Here is a 21,107-nt window from a genome sequence, read left to right as displayed (position 1 = left end):
GCCAAACGGCCCGGAAGGAGAAGAACATGGCATTGTGGTCAGGGAGATTCGAGCAGGGGGTCGATGCGTTCACGCAGCGCTTCGGCGCATCGCTGCCCGTCGACAAGGCGATGTACAGACAGGATATCGCCGGCTCCCGCGCACATGCGAACATGCTGGCGGCTCAAGGAGTGATCGCGGCTGAGGATGCGGCGGCGATCAGCGAGGGGCTATCGTCTATCGAGCGCTCGATAGACGAGGGCTCTTTCGCCTTCGACGTCAACGACGAGGATATCCATATGGCGGTCGAGAAGGTTCTCACCGCCGACGTCGGGGATGCGGGTGCGCGGTTGCATACGGGCCGCTCCCGCAACGATCAGGTGGCGACCGATGCCCGCCTGTTCGCCAAAGAGCTTTGCGGCGAACTCATAGCGCACAACGTATCGCTGCGCCGCGTGCTCGTCGAGAAGGCCGAAGAGCATTTCGGCACCGTCATGCCGGGATACACCCATATGCAGCACGCGCAGCCCGTGCTCTTCTCCCATCATATGCTCGCGTACTTCTGGATGCTTACCCGCGACTGCGTGCGCCTCAAGGCGGCCTACGATGCCGCCGATGCGAGCCCGCTCGGTTCGGCGGCGCTCGCTGGGACCACCTATCCGCTTGATCGGGGGATGACGGCCGCCGAACTCGGCTTTGCCGGCGTGACCGAAAACTCGCTCGATGCGGTATCCGATCGTGATTTTCTGCTCGACCTCGATTACGCGTGCGCGGTCTCGATGATGCATCTCTCGCGTTTGTGCGAGGAGATCATCCTGTGGTCGTCTTCCGAATTCGGGTTCATTACGCTGTCGGACAAGTACTCCACCGGCTCGTCGATCATGCCGCAGAAGAAGAACCCCGATTTCGCGGAGCTCATCCGCGGAAAAACCGGACGTGTGGTGGGCGATCTCGTCGGCCTGCTCGTCACGATGAAGGCGCTGCCGCTCGCATACAACAAAGACCTCCAGGAAGACAAGGAAGGCGCGATCGACGCAGCCCATACGCTTGCCGATTGCCTTGTATGCATGGACGGCATGATCGAGACCATGAGCGTGAACGCCGCCGCCATGCGCGAACAGGCGAAAAAAGGATTTCTCGCGGCAACCGACGTGGCCGATTACCTGGCCAAGAAGGGCATGCCGTTTCGGGCCGCCCACGAGGTTGTCGGCAATCTGGTATTGATGTGCGAAAAGCGCGGTTGCGACCTTGACGGACTGTCGGTCAAGGATTTCAAGGCCGCAAGCGATCTGTTCGACGAAGATATCGTTTCGGAGCTCGATCTTGAAAGCATCGTCGAGGCCCGCACCACCTACGGCGGCACCGGCCACGAAGCGGTGCGCGTTCAGCTGAAGCGGGCCCATGAGGTCCTCGAGCAGGACGCACGACTACACGGATAAGCTCCCTTCTGGAGCATTACCGCATGACAGGGACGGCCCGTGCGCATCGCGTGCGGGCCGTCGCCGTTTCGGCCGGGGTTGCTGCTCGGTGGCGCAAGGCCTACATCCACGGGGGTAGTTACGCGGTGCCTTCCTGAACGCCCTATGGCCTTTTTTCAGCAAACTTATGTACTTTCATAAGCCCAAGAGGCCTGATGGTAAAATGGGCGAAGTTTTTTCCTGGAGGTGACCCGTGGCTTCTCGCTCTATCAAGAACAGGCCCAACGTTAAGAAGAAGAACAAATGGACGGTGCCGCTTGCGGTGCTCGCCGTGCTGATTGCCGTCATCGCTGCAGGTGTGGGCGGTATTTGGGCGCTCGGCGAATCGTGGCTCAAGGACCTTCCCGACTACGAGAACGTCGATCAGTTCAACACTGCGCGCAAAACGACGGTTTTGGCGAGCGACGAGACAACCGTACTCGCCGAGTTCTACCTCGAAGACCGCGAGCCGGTAGAGCTCGACCAGATCAGCCAGTACGTGCTCGAGGGCACCGTGGCAACCGAGGACGAGCGCTTCTACGAGCACGGGGGATTCGACCTGTGGGGCATCGCCCGCGCGGTTGTGGTTAACCTGACCGGTTCGTCGCGCGAGGGCGCTTCGACCATCACGCAGCAGTTCGTGCGCAACACGATCCTCTTCGAGGAGGCCAACGATATCTCGATTAAGCGCAAGGTGCGCGAGATGTACCTCTCGATGAAGCTCGAGGAGATATACAGCAAGGATGAGATCCTGCTCATGTACCTCAACACCATCAACTACGGTTCAGGCGCCTACGGCATAGAGGCCGCCTCCCAGCGCTATTTCTCGAAGAGCGCAGCCGAGCTTACGCTCGTCGAGGCGGCTACGCTCATCGGCATACCCCAATCGCCCACCTACAACAACCCCATCGACTATCCCGATGCTTGCCAGGAACGGCGCAACCTCGTTTTGAACCGCATGCTGACGAACGGCTACATTTCGCAAGCGGAATACGACGAGGCGGTCAACACGCCGCTCGAACTCAACGTAACCGAGCGCTCGAACGACGGTATCTACCAGTACCCGTACTTCACGAGCTACGTGCGCGACTATCTTCTCTCCAAGTATTCGAAGTCCGAGATATTCGAAGGCGGCTGGACCGTGTACACCACGATCGATCCGACCATGCAGGCGCAGGCCGAGGCCGCCGCTCAGGCGAAGCGCGATACGCTCGCCGATAACTTCGATGTGGCGATGACGGTGGTCGACCCCGAAACCGGATTCGTGAAGGCAATGGTGGGCGGCAGGGACTATTACGCGAACCAATGGAACTTCGCTACGCAGGCGCAGCGGCAACCCGGGTCTTCCTTCAAGACGTTCACCCTGGTCGCCGCACTCGAGGCGGGTATCAATCCCCAAACTATGGTTGACTGTTCGACTACCATGACGGTGGACGGGGCCAAGATATCGAACATCTACAATATCAATTACGGAACCCGAAGCATCGCCCGCGCGTTCGCCGTGTCGTCGAACACGGGCTTCGTGAGGCTGGCGATGTCGCTTGGGCCTACGAAGGTCGCCGAAGTGGCCGAACGCATGGGGATCACGACCGATCTTCGTGCGGTTCCGACTCTTACGCTGGGTACGAGCGAAGTCACGACCATCGATATGGCCGAGGCGTACGGAACGATAGCCAACGGCGGGGTGAAGCAGGAGGCGACCGGCATCGAGCGCATCCTCGATCGCAACGGCAACATAATCGAAGACAACACCAACCGCCAGGGCGAGCAGGCGATCACTCCCGAGGTTGCCTCTGCAGCGACGCAGGTCATGGAGGGCGTCATCAACACGTCGGAGGGAACCGGCACTCGGGCAGCTCTGCCCTCGGGCCAGCCGGTCGCCGGCAAGACGGGCACGACCGACGATTACAACGACATCTGGTTCTGCGGGTTCACGCCGCAGCTTTCCGTTGCCATCTGGATCGGCGATCCCCGTGATATGAACGAGAGGCAATCCCTTTCCACCGACGAGACGGCGACGACTGTGTTCCGTGATTTCATGACCGCCGCTCTCGAGGGCCAGCCGATCGAGCAGTTCAAGAAGGCCTCCGCTCCTCCGTACAAGAACTACACCGACTCCAAGTGGAACATCGGCGGCAAGTCGAGCAGTTCGGACGACGAAGACGAGGATGCTAAGAAGAAGGCGGAGGAAGAAGAGAAGAAGAAGAAGCAGGAAGAGGAAGACAAGAAAAAGGAAGAGGAAGAAAACAACAAGCCCGATCCGACGCCGACGCCGACGCCCGATCCGACGCCAGAGCCCGATCCGACGCCAGAGCCCGATCCCGATCCGACGGATCCAACCGATCCGGGTCCGACGGATCCGACCACGCCGACGAATCCCACCGGCGCAGCGGCAACCGCTTCGCTCCGCTCTGCGGCTACCGCGTCTCGAGCAGCGGGCCTGTTTGCAACCCCGCCGTCTCCATATGCGGTCCGTAACGATTGGTTATCAGAGTTGTCATCGGGCAACGGGATTTCTTTTCGTACAATAAGCTTAACAGCAGCGTAATGCTCGGTATCGATACGAAAGGTACTCATGAAACGAACGAACCTCACTAGACTCCTGGTCGTCGCCCTCTTCGGTGCGTTGCTTGCGATGTCTCTGGGCGGCTGCATGGCTCAGAACAACACCGTCAACACCCAGCAGACGGAAAACCGCCAGTACATGTCGAAGGTCAATCAATCCATGGAGGATCTGACCAATCGCCTCGACAGCTTCAATCAGGCTGTTTCGAACAACGATTTGGTGGGCATGAAAACCCAGGCCGATAACGCGTTCAAAGCGATCGACGATTTGAACGCCCTCGAGGCACCCGAAGCGCTAAAAGATATTCAGACGGCTTACGTCGACGGCTGCACCGATCTCAAGGATGCGTTGAGCCTTTATGTCGATTTGTATACCGAGATCGAGAGCGCTACCGAAGAGGAGCCGTTCGATTACTCGACCTACGATGCCCGCCTGAAAGAGATCCAGGACAAGTACGATAGCGGAATCGATAAGCTTGAGGAAGCCGATAAAAAAGCCAACGAGATGCCCAATTAAGGCACGTGCTTCGAAGCAAAGCGAGCAGCTCGTCTAAGCCGAGCGAGCGGCGGATGCGAAAGCGACCCCATGGGGTCGCTTTTTTTACGTACCGATGTCCTGAAAGCGCAGAGATGCTCGCCTACGGAGGCGGGGAGCGAGGGCTTATCCTCCCGGGTTCGGGCCGAGGGATACGTGGAGGCGCACCTTGCCGCCCACCACTTCTTGGCTGATGACGATGCCTTGCGGCACGGTAGCCGAATACTCTTCAACGTATTCGGCGCTGTAGCCCGCAAGGGCGTTGGCGGCTTGGTCGAGCGTCATGCCGACGACATTCGGAGGAGCGGGTGGATCTGCGGGTTTATTCTGCTCCTGCTGCTTCTTCTCGTCCTCCTCCTGTTTCTTTTTCTCCTCTTCCTCTTTCTTCTTTTCTTCGGCTTCCTTTTTGCCTGCTTCGGTCTCTTTGTAGAGCTTGTCGTTCTGTTCTTTGTTGAACTTGTTGCCGTAGGACGGATCGGCTGCGGGGGCAAAATCTTGAATCTCGTATCCCTCGAGTGCCATGTTCATGAAATCCTGCCAAATGGCGTTGCATGAGAGGTTCTGGTTGCCCGGCTGTTCGTAGTCGGGGTTGCCGATCCAGATCGCGCAGGAGAGCTGGGGCGTATAGCCGACGAGCCAATGATCTTTGAAGTCTTCGGACGTTCCCGTCTTGCCGGCAACCGGTTGTCCGTTGTAGGGCATGTATCCTGCGGCCGTTCCCTCGGTAAATACCGTTTTGAGCACCTTGGTTACCGCATAGGCGACCTCTTCGGAAATAACCCGTTCGCCTTCGGTACTGCTCGAGCTGATCTCGTTGCCGTTGCGGTCGAGCACCTGGGTGATGGCTTCGGGCGAATGCTTGACGCCCCCGGTTGCGAAGGTTCCGTAAGCGCTGGCCATTTCCAGGGTGGTAACGTTGCCGGCGCCGAGCGTTGAAGTGAGAACCTCAGGTTGGGGGGTGGTGATTCCCAATCGGTATGCCGTTTCGACGGCCGTGTGCGGGGTTACCTCTTGGACGAGGCGAATGAAACCGGTGTTGGACGAGACGGCGGTGGCGCTCTGGATCGAGCGGATGCCGTAGTTGATGTTGCCGAAGTTCTCGACGGTGTATTCTGCGTTAACCTTGTACGGCGACGTGCAATCGATGAGGGTTGAAGGATTGATGCCCTGCTCGATGGCGGCGGTAAGGGTGAAGGGCTTGAACGAAGAGCCTGCCGATCGGCCTCCCTGCGTAGCAAGGTTCCATTCCTCGGTGTCGTAGTCTTTGCCGCCCACCATGGCGAGGATGTATCCGGTGTTCGGATCGAGGCAGGTAAGGGACACTTCGTCCTCTTCGCTCATGCGCGCGTACTGGTTCTCGCAGGCAAGCTCGGCCTTCGCCTGCATGGCGGGGTCGATCGTCGTGTAAACGGTAAGCCCGCCCTTGAACACCTCGGCCTGGGAGTACTCTTCGAGCAGCAGCTGGCGTACGTAGCTGGTGAAATACGGGTAGGCGTAGATGCCGTCGCTTGAGCGCGGGGGAGCGGGGTTGAGCACGAGCTCTTGTGCGCTCGCCTCGTCGTACTCTTCCTGGGTGATGTTGCCCGCGGTGAGCATGCGGCTCAGTACCACGTTGCGCCTGTCGCGGCAGGCGTCGGGGTTGGTTTTCGGATTGAGGTAGGTGGGCGACTGCGGGATGCCCACAAGCGTTGCCGCCTCGACGAGCGTGAGGTCGGCGGCTGATTTCTGGAAGTAGTTCTTGGCGGCCGTCTCGATACCGTAGCAGCCGTCGCCGTAGTTGATGGTGTTGAGGTACATGAGAAGGATATCGTCTTTCGAGTACACCTTTTCGAGTTGCGTTGCGAGTTCCGCCTCTCGGATCTTTCGTTCGAAGGATATCTCCGTCGCTTCTTCCGCGAGCAAGGTGTTGCGAACGAACTGCTGCGTGATGGTCGAGGCTCCTTCGAGCGCGCCTCCCCGAATGTTGTTGACGAGCGCGCGCACGATGCCCTGCGGGTCGACGCCGTTATGTTCGTAGAAGCGCACGTCTTCGGTTGCCACGGTGCCTTCGAGTACGTATTCGCTCACCTGATCGATGGCCACCGGCTCGCGGTTCTCGACGAAGAACTCAGCCAAGAGCGTGCCGTCTTTCGCGTACACGCGGGTTTTTTCGGCGAAGTTGAACGCATCGGATCCCTCGATGCTCGGAAGATCGTCGAGCCAGGAATTCATGACGCCGAGCGCGCCCTGCACGCCGCCGTACACGACGAAGCAGGCGGCGATCAAAACGATGATGACTCCCCATTTCGATGCGTGGGCGTGGACCTCGCGCTGTTTCCTTCGGTTCTTCATGCAAACACTATACTAGAAAGTGGGGCTTTTGTGCGCTCTCGCAGGGCTTTCTGCTTTATTTGGGTGAGGGCGACGCGGGGAGTGCCTATTCGCTATCATGTGCTTTGCATACGAGTAAGACGAGATCGGGTTGTTGCGCGATTCTTTCGACGCCCCGATCGCACCGATACGATTACGGATGGTCATGAACACAATGCAAACCGAAGCGCTTCGGGCAGCACCCGAACTGCTCGCTCCTGCGGGAAACGAGCAAAGTCTCCATGCGGCCGTGCAGGCGGGCGCCGATGCGGTATACCTGGGCGTCGAATCATTCAACGCGCGGCGCTCGGCCGAGAACTTTACGCTCGAAACGCTCGCTCGAGCGTGCGACTTTGCGCACTTGCGCAGCGTGTCCGTGTATCTGACGCTCAACACGGCCGTCCTTCCGAACGAAGCCGACGACGCCATGGAGCTCGCCCGTCAGGCGTTTCGGGCGGGCGTCGATGCGTTCATCGTACAGGATATCGGCATTGCATCCGAGCTCGCCCGAACGCTGCCCGAGGCCCGAGTCCATGTTTCAACCCAGATGAACACGCATTCGACGGCGGGTCTCGAAGCTGTCGCTGCGCTCGGCGCGAAGCGGGTAACGCTTGCGCGCGAGCTTTCGCTCGGTGAGGTCGGACGGATGGCGAGCGCTGCCGCCCGGCTGGGCATGGAAGTCGAGACGTTCGTGCACGGTGCTCTGTGCGTGTGCTATTCGGGACAGTGCTTCATGTCGTCGATGATCGGAGGCAGATCGGCCAATCGGGGCTTGTGCGCCCAGGCGTGCCGCCTGCCCTATACGCTTCACAACAAAGCGCTGCGCAAAACGCTCGATGCACCGGGTGAGCACCTGCTTTCGCCTAAAGATCTTCGCGCCATTGAGCTTCTGCCTTCGCTGGTTGAAGCGGGAGTCGCGTCGTTGAAGATCGAAGGCCGGATGAAGTCGCCCGATTACGTGTTCGCGGTCACGTCGGTGTATCGCCGTGCGCTCGACGAGGTGCTCGCTGCCCGAGCCTCGACGCTCGGCGACTCCGGACACGTGCGCTACCGCGTTGCCGATGAAGACGCCCAGGTGCTTGCCGAAGCGTTCTCGCGCGGATTCACCACCGCCTATCTCGAAGGCGAACGCGGCAACGATATCATGAGCTATGGGCGTCCGAACAACCGGGGCGTGTTCATCGGACGTGTTGCGCAGGTGCGCGACGGCTTGGTCGAGATAGCTGCGGAAGATGCCATCGTCGCAGGAGACGTGCTCGAATTCTGGACGAACAAAGGCCACTTCGCGTATCCCGTCGAGCGTATCGATGCGGTCGACGGCGCCACGGTGCGCGTGCCTCTGGCGAAGAAGGTCGGCAAAGGCGACCGCGTGTTTCGCGTGAGAAGTGCTGTCGCGGCCTACGTCGACGATGCGCTCGAGCCGCGCATTCCCGTCTCCGGAACCGTTGCCATGCGCATCGGCGAGCCGCTCGTCATGGAATTCTCGGCAGCGGGCTCGACTGCCCGGATCGAGGGGCCCGTGGTCGAGGCGGCCCGAACGAAGCCGGTTACCGAAGCGGAGATCCGCGAGCATGTCGACCGGTTGGGCAACCTGCCGTTTACGCTGCAGTCGCTCGATGTGACGGTTGACGAGGGCGTCGGAATTGGGTTTTCGCAGCTGCACAAACTGCGCACCCGGGCGTTGGGGCAGCTCGAAGAGGCGATGCTCGAACCGTACCGCGCCAGAAGGCTGCCGCGCATCGAGGCCCGTCGCGCCGTTGCTTCGCGATGCACGAACCGTTGCGATGTTGCCGTGCTGGCCACCAATCCCGCCTGCGCGCGCGCCGCTAAACGCGCGGGCGCGAACCTCATCTACGTTCCCGCGCTGAATTACAAACGCGGCGAGGCGGTCATTGCCGGGCAGGTGTCGGGAACCGCTGAGCAGGCGGGCTATCCCAAGCAGGCGATCATCGCATTGCCGACGGTCGGCCACGATGGCGAGGGCGGTTCCCGCGAAGGCGCGGTCGGGTTCGATCCATGGGCGTATGTGAAGACGGGCAAGCCCGTACTCGTCGAAAACCTCGGACAGCTCTTCGAGGCATCGCGCCTGGGTGCTCTTCCCGAAGTCGGCCCCCATCTCCCCCTGCTCAATCGCTTGGCGCTCGATGCCGCAGCCGATCTCGGGGCGGGGCGCGTATGGCTTTCGCCCGAGCTCTCGCTTGTCCAGATCGAGGCGCTTGGTAAGGGCGCACCGGTGCCGCTCGGGTTGACCGTCATCGGATCGCAGGAGCTCATGGTCACCGAGCACTGCCTACTGATGAGCCAGGGTCCTTGCAACGAGGATTGCGCGTCGTGCGCGCGGAGGAAGAGCCCTCACTACCTCAGGGATCGCAAGGGTTACGAGTTTCCGGTCGTCACCGATTGCTGCGGAAGAAGCCACTTGTACAATGCGGTCGCACTCGATATCGCCCATGCGGTGCCCGAGCTCATCGAAGCCGGGGTGTCGGCCATCATGGTCGATACGGCGCTCATGAACGTGGAGGAAACGACCAAGGCGGTTCAGCGGGCTGTTCGGGCCCGCGACATCGCGCTTTCGGGTGGCAATCGCGTGGCGAAGTCCGAAGGCGCCACGAGCGGGCATCTGTTCAGGGGGATTGCGTAGGGGCTCTCTTGCGCTTCGTGCGAAGCGGGCGGGCGTTCGGAGCCAAATGCGGCTTCATGTGCTACCATAACAAACCATCGTGCGGCTCGGGCCGCGCAATGTGGGAAACCGGTATTGAAGGAGATGAGTTCGATAACCCCCGAAGAGCAGATGCATATCATCAAGTCGGGTACGGCGCAGATCGTCCCCGAAAGCGCCTTGCTTGAGAAACTCAAGCAAGGAAAGACCCTCAATGTGAAGCTGGGCGTCGATCCGACGGCACCCGACATCCATCTCGGGCATGCGGTGCCGCTGCGCAAGCTGCGCACATTCCAGGATCTGGGTCACCGCGTGACGCTCATCATCGGCGACGGTACGGCGCTTATCGGCGATCCGTCGGGACGCAACTCGACACGCCCTCAGCTCACATCCGAACAGGTGAAGGCTAACGCCCAAACCTACGTCGATCAGGCTTATCAGATCCTCGATCCCGAAAAGACCACGCTCAAGTACAATTCCGAGTGGCTTTTGTCGCTCGATATGGAGGGCCTGCTCTCGCTTGCCTCCAACTTCACCGTCGCCCGTATTCTCGAGCGCGATGATTTTCATAACCGTTATACGTCGAACCAGCCCATCAGCTTGCACGAGTTTCTGTATCCGGTCATGCAGGCCTACGATTCGGTCGTCATCGACTCCGATGTTGAGATCGGTGGAACCGATCAGCTGTTCAACCTGCTTGCGGGCCGCGAGCTTATGGAGAAGAAGGGCATGGAGCCGCAGGTGTGCCTGACGCTGCCGCTTCTCGAGGGCACTGACGGCGTGCAGAAGATGTCGAAGAGCTACGGCAACTACATCGGCCTCACCGACGAGCCTGCCGATATGTTCGGCAAGGTCATGTCGATTCCCGACGAGCTTATGGTCAAATACTATCGCCTTGCATCGACCTGCTCGGTCGAGGAGGTCGACGAGATAGAGCGAGGCCTTGCTGCCGACGAGCTGCATCCCAACAAGGTGAAACGAGCCTTGGCGCGCAATATCGTTGCCGCGTACTACGACGAGGAGGCGGCTCGTGCCGCCGAAGATCAGTTCGACAAGGTTTTCAAACAGCACGAGATGCCCGACGACATCCCCGAGTTCAAGGCGGATCTCACGCCGAACGACGAGGGCCTGGTCTATCTGGCGAAGCTGCTTGCCGATGCAGGTCTTGCTTCGTCGGCCGGCGAAGCGCGCCGTCTCATCGACGGCGGTGGCGTGAAGATCGACGGTGAAGCGGTTGCCGCGAAATCCTACAACGTCGAGCCCGGTCGCCTCGAAGGCGCTGTGCTGCAGGTCGGCAAGCGCAAGTACGCCAAGCTGGTGTAAATCGGGAACGCCCGAAGGGGTTTTATCGAATAAAATGCGAGGACTTCTTCGGAAGTCCTCTTTTTTTAAAAAAGTTGCAAGGATTTCCTTCTCTTGATCGTTTTGGTAGGGTAAGGACAAGAAAAGGAGCAGAATCATGAATAGGAAGAAAGTTGCCGCCATCGTTATCGGAGCACTCGTCGTGGCGCTCGCCCTGCCGACGGTGGCGTTTGCCGGCTCGCATGGCGGATTCGGCGGTCGGTTCGCTCAGTGCCAAGGCGAAGGCTTGGGTGCTGCCGTCATGCGCACGCAGGGTGTGCTGAGCGAGGTAGGCGGCCGCGCCTTCGTCGATGCCGACGGTGACGGCGTGTGCGATCGCTATGCCGACGGCCGCTGCGGCGGCTACGTCGATGCCGACGGCGACGGCATCTGCGATGATTGCGGCTTCGAGGCGGGAGCCTGCCGAGGATACGTCGATGAGAACGCCGACGGCATATGCGACAATTACGCCGGCGGTGCGGGATGCGGGCGCGGCTACGTCGATGCCGACGGCGACGGCGTGTGCGACCGCTCCGGCTCCGGTGCTTGCGGGCAGGGCGGCAACGGCTCCCAGGGGTTCGGTGCCGGCCAAGGCGGCGGATACGGCATGGGGCATGGCGGCAAGCATCATCAACGTGCGTAACCACCGAGGCTGCCCGACGGCGGTTCGAACGACCGCCGTCGGGCAGCGTTGTGCTTCGGGTTGCGGCTTGAAGCGGGATTAAGATGGACGGCATGAGGAATAGATCCGATATAGAGCAGGTCATCGACGAGCACGGCAATACCGTGTGGCGCGTCTGCGTGCTCTACTTCCATCAGAGCCCCGATGCGCAAGACGCCTTTCAGGAGACGATGCTCAAATACGCATTGCACGGGGGCGATTTTGCCGATGCGGAGCACCGCAAGGCATGGCTCATCCGTGTGGCCACCAACGTTTGCAAAGATATGCTGAAGGCATCGCACCGCACGAGATCGGTGCTTGACGACGGGACGATTGCCTCTTCGTCGGCCTCGTCCGATACGCATTCGCAACCGGGCTGCGCCGAAGGCGAAGTGCTCGATGCCATGCTCGGCCTCACCGATCCTCCGAGAACGCCCGTTTACCTTGCTTTATACGAGGGGTATACGGCACCCGAGATAGCCGAGATGCTCGAAGCACCCGTAAATACCGTCTACTCGTGGATTGCTCGCGGAAGAAAGCTCTTGAAGGAGGCGCTCGCATGAACGAACTAGAACAGAGGATCCGCGAAGCCTTCGATGACGTTGTTCTTCCCGAAGAGGCCAAGCGCGCTACGCTCGAGGCCTACGATCGGCTCGCCTGCTCAGACGAGGTTGCCGGGGGGCCGGAGACGCCCGACCAGGCTACAGGTTTTGCCGTTTCCTCCTCGGTCGCAGCTGCGGCACGGCGATCGCGGGCACGTGTTCTGCGCAGGGTGGGGTTCGCCATGGCCGCCTGCATGGCGCTTGTCGCCATCGGGCTCGGCGGGTTTTCGGCGTACGCTACCGAAACCGCCCAAATCGGGATCGACGTGAATCCCTCGATCGAGATCGGAGTCAATCGGTTCGATTGCGTGGTGTCCGAGCGCGCCGTCAACGAGGATGGCGCCGAGCTACTCGGTCAAGTGTCCCTTGTGGGGAAAAGCTACGACGAGGCGATGGCGGCGCTCTCCCAGAGCGAGCTGTTCATGTCGTATGTAGGAGACGACGCGTACATCGAGATCAACGTGACATCCGACGATGCCTCCCAGGCCGAATCGCTTACCCAAGCATCCGACGCCTACCTGCAAACGCTTCCATGCCGCGGATCGTGCCATACGGTTTCTGTCGAGGATCGGGAGGAGGCCCTCGCTGCGGGTATGGGCGTAGGTCGCTACAACGCCGCCCTCGAGCTGATGGAACTCGACTCGAGCGTGACGCTTGAGGAATGCCGATCTATGACGATGCGAGAGCTGCGCGATCGCATTGCCGCTGCGGGGGGAGATGCGGAGGATGCTTCGACGGGAATGGGCGAACATCACGGCCAGGGATCGGGCAACGGGATGCGCGGGCAGGGAGCCGGAAACGGCCGCCGCAGCCATTCGGGCGAATGAGCTGCGGCTAACCTGCGTTTACAGGGCGAGCTTGCTGAACGATTTGAGCGCGGTTTTCGTCTCGTCGTCGAGCTCTTTGACCGCGATGCCCAGGACGGCTCCCTCAAGCGCATAGAGCCAGTTTATCGAGGTGGCGGGATCTTGCTTCTTCAGGAGCACCCACGATGCCCGGCTTCCCTTTTCCCGCAGTGCCTCTGCGGTTGGTATTCCGACCGATTCGAGTCGTGCGGCAAGCGCCTTGCCGATGCCGGGGAGGTTCTCGAGAGGGGTCTGCGCCCCCGATTTTGCCTGCGCGGGCTTGCGGCCTCTGCGGCGGCTCGGCTTCGCGGCGGGCTGCTCGTCTGGCCTCTGCGGCGCTTCGGCCTCTGCGGCGACGGGGGATTGCGGAGCTGCTTTCACTGCTCCTGTCGGCTTGGGCGCAGCTGTTTTCCGCTCGGCAACGGGGGCCTGCTCGGGGGATCCCTCGGCGCTCTTTGCGGCTTCGGCCGTTTGTGCGGGCTTGCGACGGGGGCGTTTCGGGCGGGGGGCCTTCGCCTCCTGTTCGGCTTGCGCCGGTGCCTCCTGGCTTTCTGGTGTTGCGATCGGTTCGGCCTCGTTCGGGCGGGGTTGGACCGCTGCTTCGGTGGATGCGGCGGAATCGTTGACGGCCGCGCGCGGCGCCTTCGACCTGCCGGCCGATCTGCGTGCGTTTTGTCGCTGGGGCTCGGCCGGCGCGCTTTCCTGCTGCTCGTCTTCGACATGCGCTGCATCGCCATCTGCGGGTGCAACCCCGTTGCCGTTCGCTTTTGCTGCAGAGCGCGGCTTGCGGCGTTTGCTCGACTTGCTGCGCTGCGAGCCGCCGTTGCCGACGCCGTTTCCGTTTTGCTGGACCGCTTCGTTGGCCGATTCGGGGAAAAGCGGCGCTCCCTCGACGGTGTAGCCCTCCTCGGGCTCGTCGGAGCCCGATGTCGAATCGAAGAGGTTGCGGATGTTGCGGTACATCGCGGTGCCGACGATCTGTCCGGCGGTGCGCACGAGCGCTTCGTGCACGTCTTTGCGGGAGTCGGCCGATACGAGGGCATCGGCCAGCATGAACTCGTCGATTGACTTCTTGAGGCCGAGGAAGCGGAACTCGTCGGCGTAGCGGTTCAGGAGGTAGTGGATCGCGGGTTTGTAGCCTTGGTCCTGGCTGACGATGTAGCCGTTCTCGATTTCGTGGCAGGCGATCCGGCGGCTGAGTTCGGCGATCAATTGCACGTCGAGGCTGTTCTTTACGCCGGAGTCCTGGCAGAGGATCCACTCGATGCGGGCGGGGGAGTCTTTGATCGACCCCTTCTGCTTCTGCGAGAGGTTGCTTTCCCGGTGAAACACGACGACGAGATCGTCTTCGCTGAGCGATTCGATGCCCTGCAGGCACGTGTTGATGTGGTTTTCGCTGTCGATGAAATAGGTACGACGCGCTTTGACGGGGGTTTCGGTTTCCATGATTACTCGTTTCTCTATCCTTGTATATGCGGAATAAGCGAATGGCGTCTTGCGTGCGCTCGCCATCGCCTTATCGATACGTTTTGCCAAGAGTAACAGAAATCGTAACCGCGATACGCATATGCAGAGAAGCAACATGCGATCTCGGCGCCGTACCCCGCTGGAAATCGTTCGGCATGTAGCGTTCTTGCAGGACTTGTCGGGGGGGGGGCGAGGCTCGTGCGGCGTTCGCGGCGGTCTCGCTAGCGATGCGAACGGGCCCGCAGAAGCCAAGTGGCGCCGACGATATCGTTGAGCAGCTCGTCGTATTCGCCCCTTTGGGCTTTAAGGTAGTGCGCGAACAGATCGGCCTGCTCGGGATGCATCGAGCTGAGTTCGTCGACGCGCTGCGCAATCCACCCCATCTCCTTGTCGTAATCCGTTGCGGAGTCGGTTGACGGGCGGCATGCGACGATTTCGAACCCGGCGTTTTCGAACAGGCTGTTCCAGGCATCCAAGGTGGGGTACGGAGCTGCCGTATCGTCGTCGTTCGCATAGGCGTCGTCGAGCAGCAAATGCCCCCCGTTCCGAAGCGTTTTCCGCAGCGCGGCAAGCATGGCTTCGGGTTCTCCGAGAACGGGGCCGACCGCACCGTAGACAGTGCAGTCGTACCCTGTTTCGCTCAGCACGCGCACCGTGATGTCGCCGATCTCGAAGGAGCATCGATCCGATACCCCTTCGCGTATCGCAGCGCTGCGCGCCTGCCCGATGAACTCGGGGATCGCATCGATTCCCTTGACGCGCATCGCGAGACGTTTAGCCAATGCGATGGCTACCGCGCCTTTGCCGCAGCCGAGATCGAGGGCTCGTTGCCGTTCGCCCGCGGGCACATGATCGGCTAAGAGCTCGACCATGTCATCCGGCGAGCTGCCCAGCTCCCAGAAATCCTGGAGCAAGTAGGCGAGGTAGGGGATGATGACGGTCGTATCCGCCGTCATCGATGCCGCAAGGTTCTGTTCCGTTTTCGTATCCATGGAAGTATTGTAACGTATTATCAGAGAAGGCTCCTGGGCTTTCATGAGTTGAGTCCGGGCTCAAGTGAATTCCCCGCATGCAAGCAAGCAAATATCTTTCCCTTATAAAGTAAAGCCGCCTGTCCGATAAAGCCCTTTGCCAATTAAGAGCGCTCAGGTGCGTTCGTCGGCGATGCCAGAGTCGGGCAATCGAGGGCGTCTCGCGGCTCCGTAGTGCCCAGCAGAGGCATCTTCCAGATGCTCATCAGGCAAAATAACGGAAAGAGAAAATAGACGCAATTTTCTTCGCAATATCCCTTGCGTTTTCTTTTTCATAGGTCTAATATATTCAACCCGCGCTTTTGGCGTGGGACCGCCCTAGAGTTTCGGATGATGCCGACCTTTTCAGGGAAATCAAAACGCTGAGAAATAAAGTTAAGATTTCCGAAAAAAGTTCTTGACACCGATACCGAGGGGCAGTAATATATCTCCTTGCGCGTTTGCCTCCGGCGGATGCGCGGGACGGCCCGGAAGGGCCGCCGAGAACCTTGAAAACCGGATACTGTGATACGAACAAGCTAGTAATAAACCTCGTCAGATGCCCGCCCCCAGAACAGGGCTCCGGGCACCTTGACAAAAGACCAAGATTCAAATTTTTCGAAGACGCGTCCTTCGGGGCGCTTTTTGAACGGAGAGTTTGATCCTGGCTCAGGATGAACGCTGGCGGCGTGCTTAACACATGCAAGTCGAACGAATAACCCACCTCCGGGTGGTTATAGAGTGGCGAACGGGTGAGTAACACGTGACCAACCTACCTCTCACTCCGGGATAACCCAGAGAAATCTGCGCTAATACCGGATACTCCGGGCACCTCGCATGGGGAGCCCGGGAAAGCCCCGACGGTGGGAGATGGGGTCGCGGCCTATTAGATAGTTGGTGGGGTAACGGCCTACCAAGTCGACGATAGGTAGCCGGGTTGAGAGACCGATCGGCCACATTGGGACTGAGATACGGCCCAGACTCCTACGGGAGGCAGCAGTGGGGAATTTTGCGCAATGGGGGAAACCCTGACGCAGCAACGCCGCGTGCGGGATGACGGCCTTCGGGTTGTAAACCGCTTTCAGCAGGGAAGAAATTGACGGTACCTGCAGAAGAAGCTCCGGCTAACTACGTGCCAGCAGCCGCGGTAATACGTAGGGAGCAAGCGTTATCCGGATTTATTGGGCGTAAAGCGCGCGTAGGCGGCCTGTTAAGCGGAATCTCTAATCTGAGGGCTCAACCCCCAGCCGGATTCCGAACTGGCAGGCTCGAGTTTGGTAGAGGAAGATGGAATTCCCAGTGTAGCGGTGAAATGCGCAGATATTGGGAAGAACACCGATGGCGAAGGCAGTCTTCTGGGCCAACACTGACGCTGAGGTGCGAAAGCTAGGGGAGCGAACAGGATTAGATACCCTGGTAGTCCTAGCCGTAAACGATGGGCACTAGGTGTGGGGAGGAGTACCTTTCCGTGCCGCAGCTAACGCATTAAGTGCCCCGCCTGGGGAGTACGGCCGCAAGGCTAAAACTCAAAGGAATTGACGGGGGCCCGCACAAGCAGCGGAGCATGTGGCTTAATTCGAAGCAACGCGAAGAACCTTACCAGGGCTTGACATTCAGGTGAAGCGGCGGAAACGCCGTGGCCGAAAGGAGCCTGAACAGGTGGTGCATGGCTGTCGTCAGCTCGTGTCGTGAGATGTTGGGTTAAGTCCCGCAACGAGCGCAACCCCTGTCGTATGTTGCCAGCATTAAGTTGGGGACTCATACGAGACTGCCGGCGTCAAGCCGGAGGAAGGTGGGGACGACGTCAAGTCATCATGCCCTTTATGTCCTGGGCTGCACACGTGCTACAATGGCCGGTACAACGGGCTGCGAACCCGCGAGGGCGAGCGAATCCCTTAAAACCGGTCCCAGTTCGGATTGGAGGCTGCAATTCGCCTCCATGAAGTCGGAGTTGCTAGTAATCGCGGATCAGCATGCCGCGGTGAATACGTTCCCGGGCCTTGTACACACCGCCCGTCACACCACCCGAGTTGTCTGCACCCGAAGTCGACGGCCTAACCTTTCGAGGGGGGAGTCGCCGAAGGTGTGGGGAGTAAGGGGGGTGAAGTCGTAACAAGGTAGCCGTACCGGAAGGTGCGGCTGGATCACCTCCTTTCTAGGGAGACTACATCAGTCAGGCGCAGTCGAGAGAACTCCTGCGACCTAGAAGATTCTTATCACAGATTCACTTAAGAGGAATCGCTGGCAGAAGCGTCCCTCGCAGTATCCGGTTTCGAAGGCTCTCGGCCTTCGGGGAGCCCCTCAGGGGCGCCCGCGCACCTTGAAAGTTGCATAGCGTTTAGTGAATCATTATTCAATTCTTTTAAGAAGTGAAGTGATTCGCATCACGATCGCGAATGATATTTGAAAGACCCAAATACTTTATTTAAGCATTTGTCAGATAAAGATATTAAGGGCACACGGTGGATGCCTTGGCATAAGAAGTCGATGAAGGACGTGACAAGCTGCGATAAGCTGCGGTGAGGTGCAAATTACCTTCGACCCGCAGATTTCCGAATGGGGGAACCCAGCCGGGGTAATGCCCGGTTACTCTGGCCCGAACACATAGGGCCAGCAGAGGCAACCCGGGGAACTGAAACATCTAAGTACCCGGAGGAAGAGAAATCAACCGAGATTCCGTTAGTAGCGGCGAGCGAACGCGGACCAGCCCAAACCCATGCACGTGTAAACATTAGGGTGTTGCTGCATGAGGTGTTGTGGGGCCGTCTATTCTTTCAACCTAATTTGACAGACGCAGTTACAAAGCGTCGCGGTAGCGGAACGGCATGGAAAGGCCGGCCAGAGCGGGTAAAAGCCCCGTACGCGAAACCCCGGCGCCTGCGAAGACGGTACCCGAGTAATGCCGGACACGTGAAATCCGGTATGAATCAGGGGGGACCACCCCCCAAGGCTAAATACTCTCTTATGACCGATAGCGAACCAGTACCGTGAGGGAAAGGTGAAAAGTACCCCGAGAGGGGAGTGAAATAGTACCTGAAACCGTGTGCCTACAAGCAGTCGGAGCAGTATTCGTACTGTGACGGCGTGCCTTTTGTAGAATGAGCCAGCGAGTTGCGGTGTGCGGCGAGGTTAAGTTTTGAAACGAGCCGTAGTGAAAGCGAGCCTTTAAGATGGCGTTTAGTCGTATGCTGCAGACGCGAAGCCGAGTGAGCTATCCATGGGCAGGCTGAAGCGGGGGTAAGACCCCGTGGAGGGCCGAACCCACTTCGGTTGAAAACGGAGGGGATGACCTGTGGATAGGAGTGAAAGGCTAATCAAACTCGGAGATATCTCGTTCTCCCCGAAATAGCTTTAGGGCTAGCCTCGATCGTTTAATACCGGTGGTAGAGCACTGGATCTTCTAGGGGGCTTCACCGCCTACCGAAAAGAACCAAACTCCGAATGCCGGTATTCCAGAGATCGGGAGTCAGAATATGTGGGCTAAGCTGTGTATTCGAAAGGGAAACAGCCCAGACCGCCTGCTAAGGTCCCTAAATCCATGCTAAGTGGCAAAGGATGTGCGTTTGCCTAGACAACCAGGATGTTGGCTTAGAAGCAGCCATGCATTTAAAGAGTGCGTAACAGCTCACTGGTCAAGTGGACATGCGCCGACAATTCACGGGGCTAAGCATGGTACCGAAGCAGCGGACTGAATTATTTCAGTGGTAGGGGAGCTTTCCATACCGGGTCGAAGCCGGAGGGTAACCGACGGTGGACTGTATGGAAGTGAGAATGCTGGCATGAGTAACGAGAGAAGTGCGAGAAACACTTCCGCCGTAAGCCTAAGGGTTCCTGGGCAAGGCTAATCCTCCCAGGGTCAGTCGGGAGCTAAGGCGAGGCCGCGAGGCGTAGCCGATGCACAACAGGTTGATATTCCTGTACCACCAACGAGCGTTACCACCGATGGGGTGACGGAGAAGGGTAGCTGGGCGGGGTTCTGGACGTCCCCGTGAAAGCGCGTAGGGCGGCGCGTAGGAAAATCCGCGCGCCACGAAGCCTGAGACGTTAGACGAAGCAATTGAGTGAAGTCAGTGAGCCCATGCTTCCAAGAAAAACCTCTAGGGAGCTACGTTGGTGCCCGTACCAAAACCGACACAGGTAGGCGGGTAGAACATACCAAGGCGATCGGGAGAACTATGGTTAAGGAACTCGGCATATTGACTCCGTAACTTCGGGAGAAGGAGTGCCCCTGACGGTGAAGGACCCCGCGTCCGGAGCTATCGGGGGTCGCAGTGAAACGGCCCAAGCGACTGTTTATCAAAAACACAGGACTCTGCTAAGTCGTAAGACGACGTATAGGGTCTGACGCCTGCCCGGTGCTGGAAGGTTACGTGGATGGGTTAGCGCAAGCGAAGCTCTGAAACTAAGCCCCAGTAAACGGCGGCCGTAACTATAACGGTCCTAAGGTAGCGAAATTCCTTGTCGGGTAAGTTCCGACCTGCACGAATGGCGTAACGATTTGGGCGCTGTCTCAACCATAGACCCGGTGAAATTGTATTATTCGTGAAGATGCGAATTACCTGCGGAAGGACGGAAAGACCCCGTGAACCTTTACTGCAGCTTGACATTGGTTGTTGGTTCGGTGTGTAGAGGATAGGTGGGAGACTTCGAAGCAGGGACGCCAGTTCCTGTGGAGTCGCCCTTGGAATACCACCCTCATCGTATCGGCAACCTAACGTGCGACCGTGATCCGGCGTGCGGACCGTGTCAGGTGGGTAGTTTGACTGGGGCGGTCGCCTCCTAAAATGTAACGGAGGCGTACGTAAGGTCTGCTCAGAACGGTTGGCAATCGTTCGTAGAGTATAAGAGTATAAGCAGGCTTGACTGCGAGACCTACAAGTCGAGCAGAGAGGAAACTCGGTTCTAGTGATCCGGCGGCTCAGAGTGGAATGGCCGTCGCTCAACGGATAAAAGGTACTCCGGGGATAACAGGCTGATCTTGCCCAAGAGTCCACATCGACGGCAAGGTTTGGCACCTCGATGTCGGCTCATCGCATCCTGGGGCTGAAGTTGGTCCCAAGGGTATGGCTGTTCGCCATTTAAAGCGGTACGCGAGCTGGGTTCAGAACGTCGTGAGACAGTTCGGTCCCTATCCTCCGTAGGCGTAAGAGAATTGAGAAGGGCTGCCCCTAGTACGAGAGGACCGGGGTGGACGAACCTCTGGTGTAGCAGTTGTCGACCAACGGCATAGCTGCTTAGCTACGTTCGGAACGGATAACCGCTGAAAGCATCTAAGTGGGAAGCCGGCTTCAAGATGAGTTCTCTTTTCGGTAAGACCCCTCGTAGACTACGAGGTCGATAGGCCGCAGCTGCAAGCGCTGCGAGGCGTTCAGGCGAGCGGTACTAATCGGTCGAGCTCTTTATCTTACCACTTTCACATCTTCGCGACGTGCGGACGAACGCTATGCAACCTTCAGGGTTGCGCGGGACTTGAGAACCGAATAGGTCTCGTGGAATACCTTCTACGAGCGCGACCATGGAGGCAGGGATCACCCGATCCCATTCCGAACTCGGCAGTTAAGCCTGCCATCGCCGAAAGTACTGCGGTGTAGTCCGTGGGAGGATAGGACGTCGTGCTCGTAGAGGGTATTTTTCTTT

The 21,107-nt window shown here is 59.2% G+C and carries 11 protein-coding genes and 3 rRNA genes; 11 read left to right on the top strand and 3 right to left on the bottom strand.

Annotated elements, in window-relative coordinates:
• Positions 1–26: 26 nt before the first annotated feature.
• From argH to MWL89_RS12435, 3 genes are all read left to right on the top strand, one after another.
• Complete coding sequence (argH, locus tag MWL89_RS12445) at positions 27–1,418, top strand: argininosuccinate lyase (protein ID WP_102379671.1); 1,392 nt, start codon at positions 27–29, stop codon at positions 1,416–1,418.
• A 232-nt stretch (positions 1,419–1,650) separates the two neighbouring features.
• Complete coding sequence (locus MWL89_RS12440; protein ID WP_244386350.1) at positions 1,651–3,984, top strand: transglycosylase domain-containing protein; 2,334 nt, start codon at positions 1,651–1,653, stop codon at positions 3,982–3,984.
• 27 nt (positions 3,985–4,011) lie between these two features.
• On the top strand, positions 4,012–4,518 hold the full coding sequence (locus MWL89_RS12435; RefSeq protein ID WP_244386348.1) for a SadB/YajI family lipoprotein: 507 nt from the start codon (positions 4,012–4,014) through the stop codon (positions 4,516–4,518).
• A 144-nt stretch (positions 4,519–4,662) separates the two neighbouring features.
• Here MWL89_RS12435 and MWL89_RS12430 read toward each other — a convergent pair whose 3' ends face one another.
• Positions 4,663–6,867 (bottom strand): PBP1A family penicillin-binding protein, encoded by a 2,205-nt coding sequence (locus tag MWL89_RS12430; RefSeq protein WP_244386346.1) that lies wholly within the window; start codon positions 6,865–6,867, stop codon positions 4,663–4,665.
• Positions 6,868–7,051: 184 nt separating this feature from the next.
• On the opposite strand from MWL89_RS12430, the gene MWL89_RS12425 reads away from it, so the two are divergent.
• The 5 genes from MWL89_RS12425 to MWL89_RS12405 all read left to right on the top strand — a co-directional run bounded on the left by MWL89_RS12425 (position 7,052) and on the right by MWL89_RS12405 (position 12,975).
• Positions 7,052–9,526 (top strand): U32 family peptidase, encoded by a 2,475-nt coding sequence (locus MWL89_RS12425; protein WP_244386343.1) that lies wholly within the window; start codon positions 7,052–7,054, stop codon positions 9,524–9,526.
• A 123-nt stretch (positions 9,527–9,649) separates the two neighbouring features.
• Positions 9,650–10,867 carry a tyrosine--tRNA ligase gene (tyrS, locus tag MWL89_RS12420; protein ID WP_102379667.1) on the top strand — a complete coding sequence of 406 codons (1,218 nt, stop codon included), beginning with the start codon at positions 9,650–9,652 and terminating at the stop codon, positions 10,865–10,867.
• A 136-nt stretch (positions 10,868–11,003) separates the two neighbouring features.
• Positions 11,004–11,528: a hypothetical protein gene (locus tag MWL89_RS12415; RefSeq protein WP_244386339.1), complete on the top strand. Its 525-nt coding sequence runs from the start codon at positions 11,004–11,006 to the stop codon at positions 11,526–11,528.
• 92 nt (positions 11,529–11,620) lie between these two features.
• Positions 11,621–12,109 carry an RNA polymerase sigma factor gene (locus tag MWL89_RS12410; RefSeq protein ID WP_102380373.1) on the top strand — a complete coding sequence of 163 codons (489 nt, stop codon included), beginning with the start codon at positions 11,621–11,623 and terminating at the stop codon, positions 12,107–12,109.
• Positions 12,106–12,975: an anti-sigma-I factor RsgI family protein gene (locus MWL89_RS12405; protein WP_102379665.1), complete on the top strand. Its 870-nt coding sequence runs from the start codon at positions 12,106–12,108 to the stop codon at positions 12,973–12,975. The genes MWL89_RS12410 and MWL89_RS12405 overlap by 4 nt, the downstream gene beginning before the upstream one ends.
• An 18-nt stretch (positions 12,976–12,993) precedes the next feature.
• On the opposite strand, the gene MWL89_RS12400 is transcribed toward MWL89_RS12405, so the two are convergent.
• A complete protein-coding gene (locus MWL89_RS12400; RefSeq protein ID WP_244386334.1) occupies positions 12,994–14,439 on the bottom strand; it encodes a TfoX/Sxy family DNA transformation protein in 1,446 nt (481 codons plus the stop codon).
• Positions 14,440–14,681: 242 nt separating this feature from the next.
• Complete coding sequence (locus MWL89_RS12395) at positions 14,682–15,452, bottom strand: class I SAM-dependent methyltransferase (RefSeq protein WP_244386329.1); 771 nt, start codon at positions 15,450–15,452, stop codon at positions 14,682–14,684.
• A gap of 664 nt (positions 15,453–16,116) precedes the next feature.
• On the opposite strand from MWL89_RS12395, the gene MWL89_RS12390 reads away from it, so the two are divergent.
• The 3 genes from MWL89_RS12390 (at position 16,117) to rrf (ending at position 21,089) form a co-directional block, all read left to right on the top strand.
• Positions 16,117–17,625: ribosomal RNA gene (locus MWL89_RS12390) — 16S ribosomal RNA — on the top strand.
• A gap of 284 nt (positions 17,626–17,909) precedes the next feature.
• Positions 17,910–20,876 (top strand): 23S ribosomal RNA (locus MWL89_RS12385).
• A 99-nt stretch (positions 20,877–20,975) separates the two neighbouring features.
• Positions 20,976–21,089 (top strand): 5S ribosomal RNA (gene rrf / locus MWL89_RS12380).
• The 16S, 23S and 5S rRNA genes sit together here, the layout of an rRNA operon.
• Positions 21,090–21,107 lie beyond the last annotated feature (18 nt).

The organism is Raoultibacter timonensis (assembly GCF_022845715.1).
Classification (GTDB): domain Bacteria; phylum Actinomycetota; class Coriobacteriia; order Coriobacteriales; family Eggerthellaceae; genus Raoultibacter; species Raoultibacter timonensis.
The sequence above is the reverse complement of the archived record's forward strand: the minus strand, read 5'-3'. Positions and strand labels throughout refer to the sequence as shown.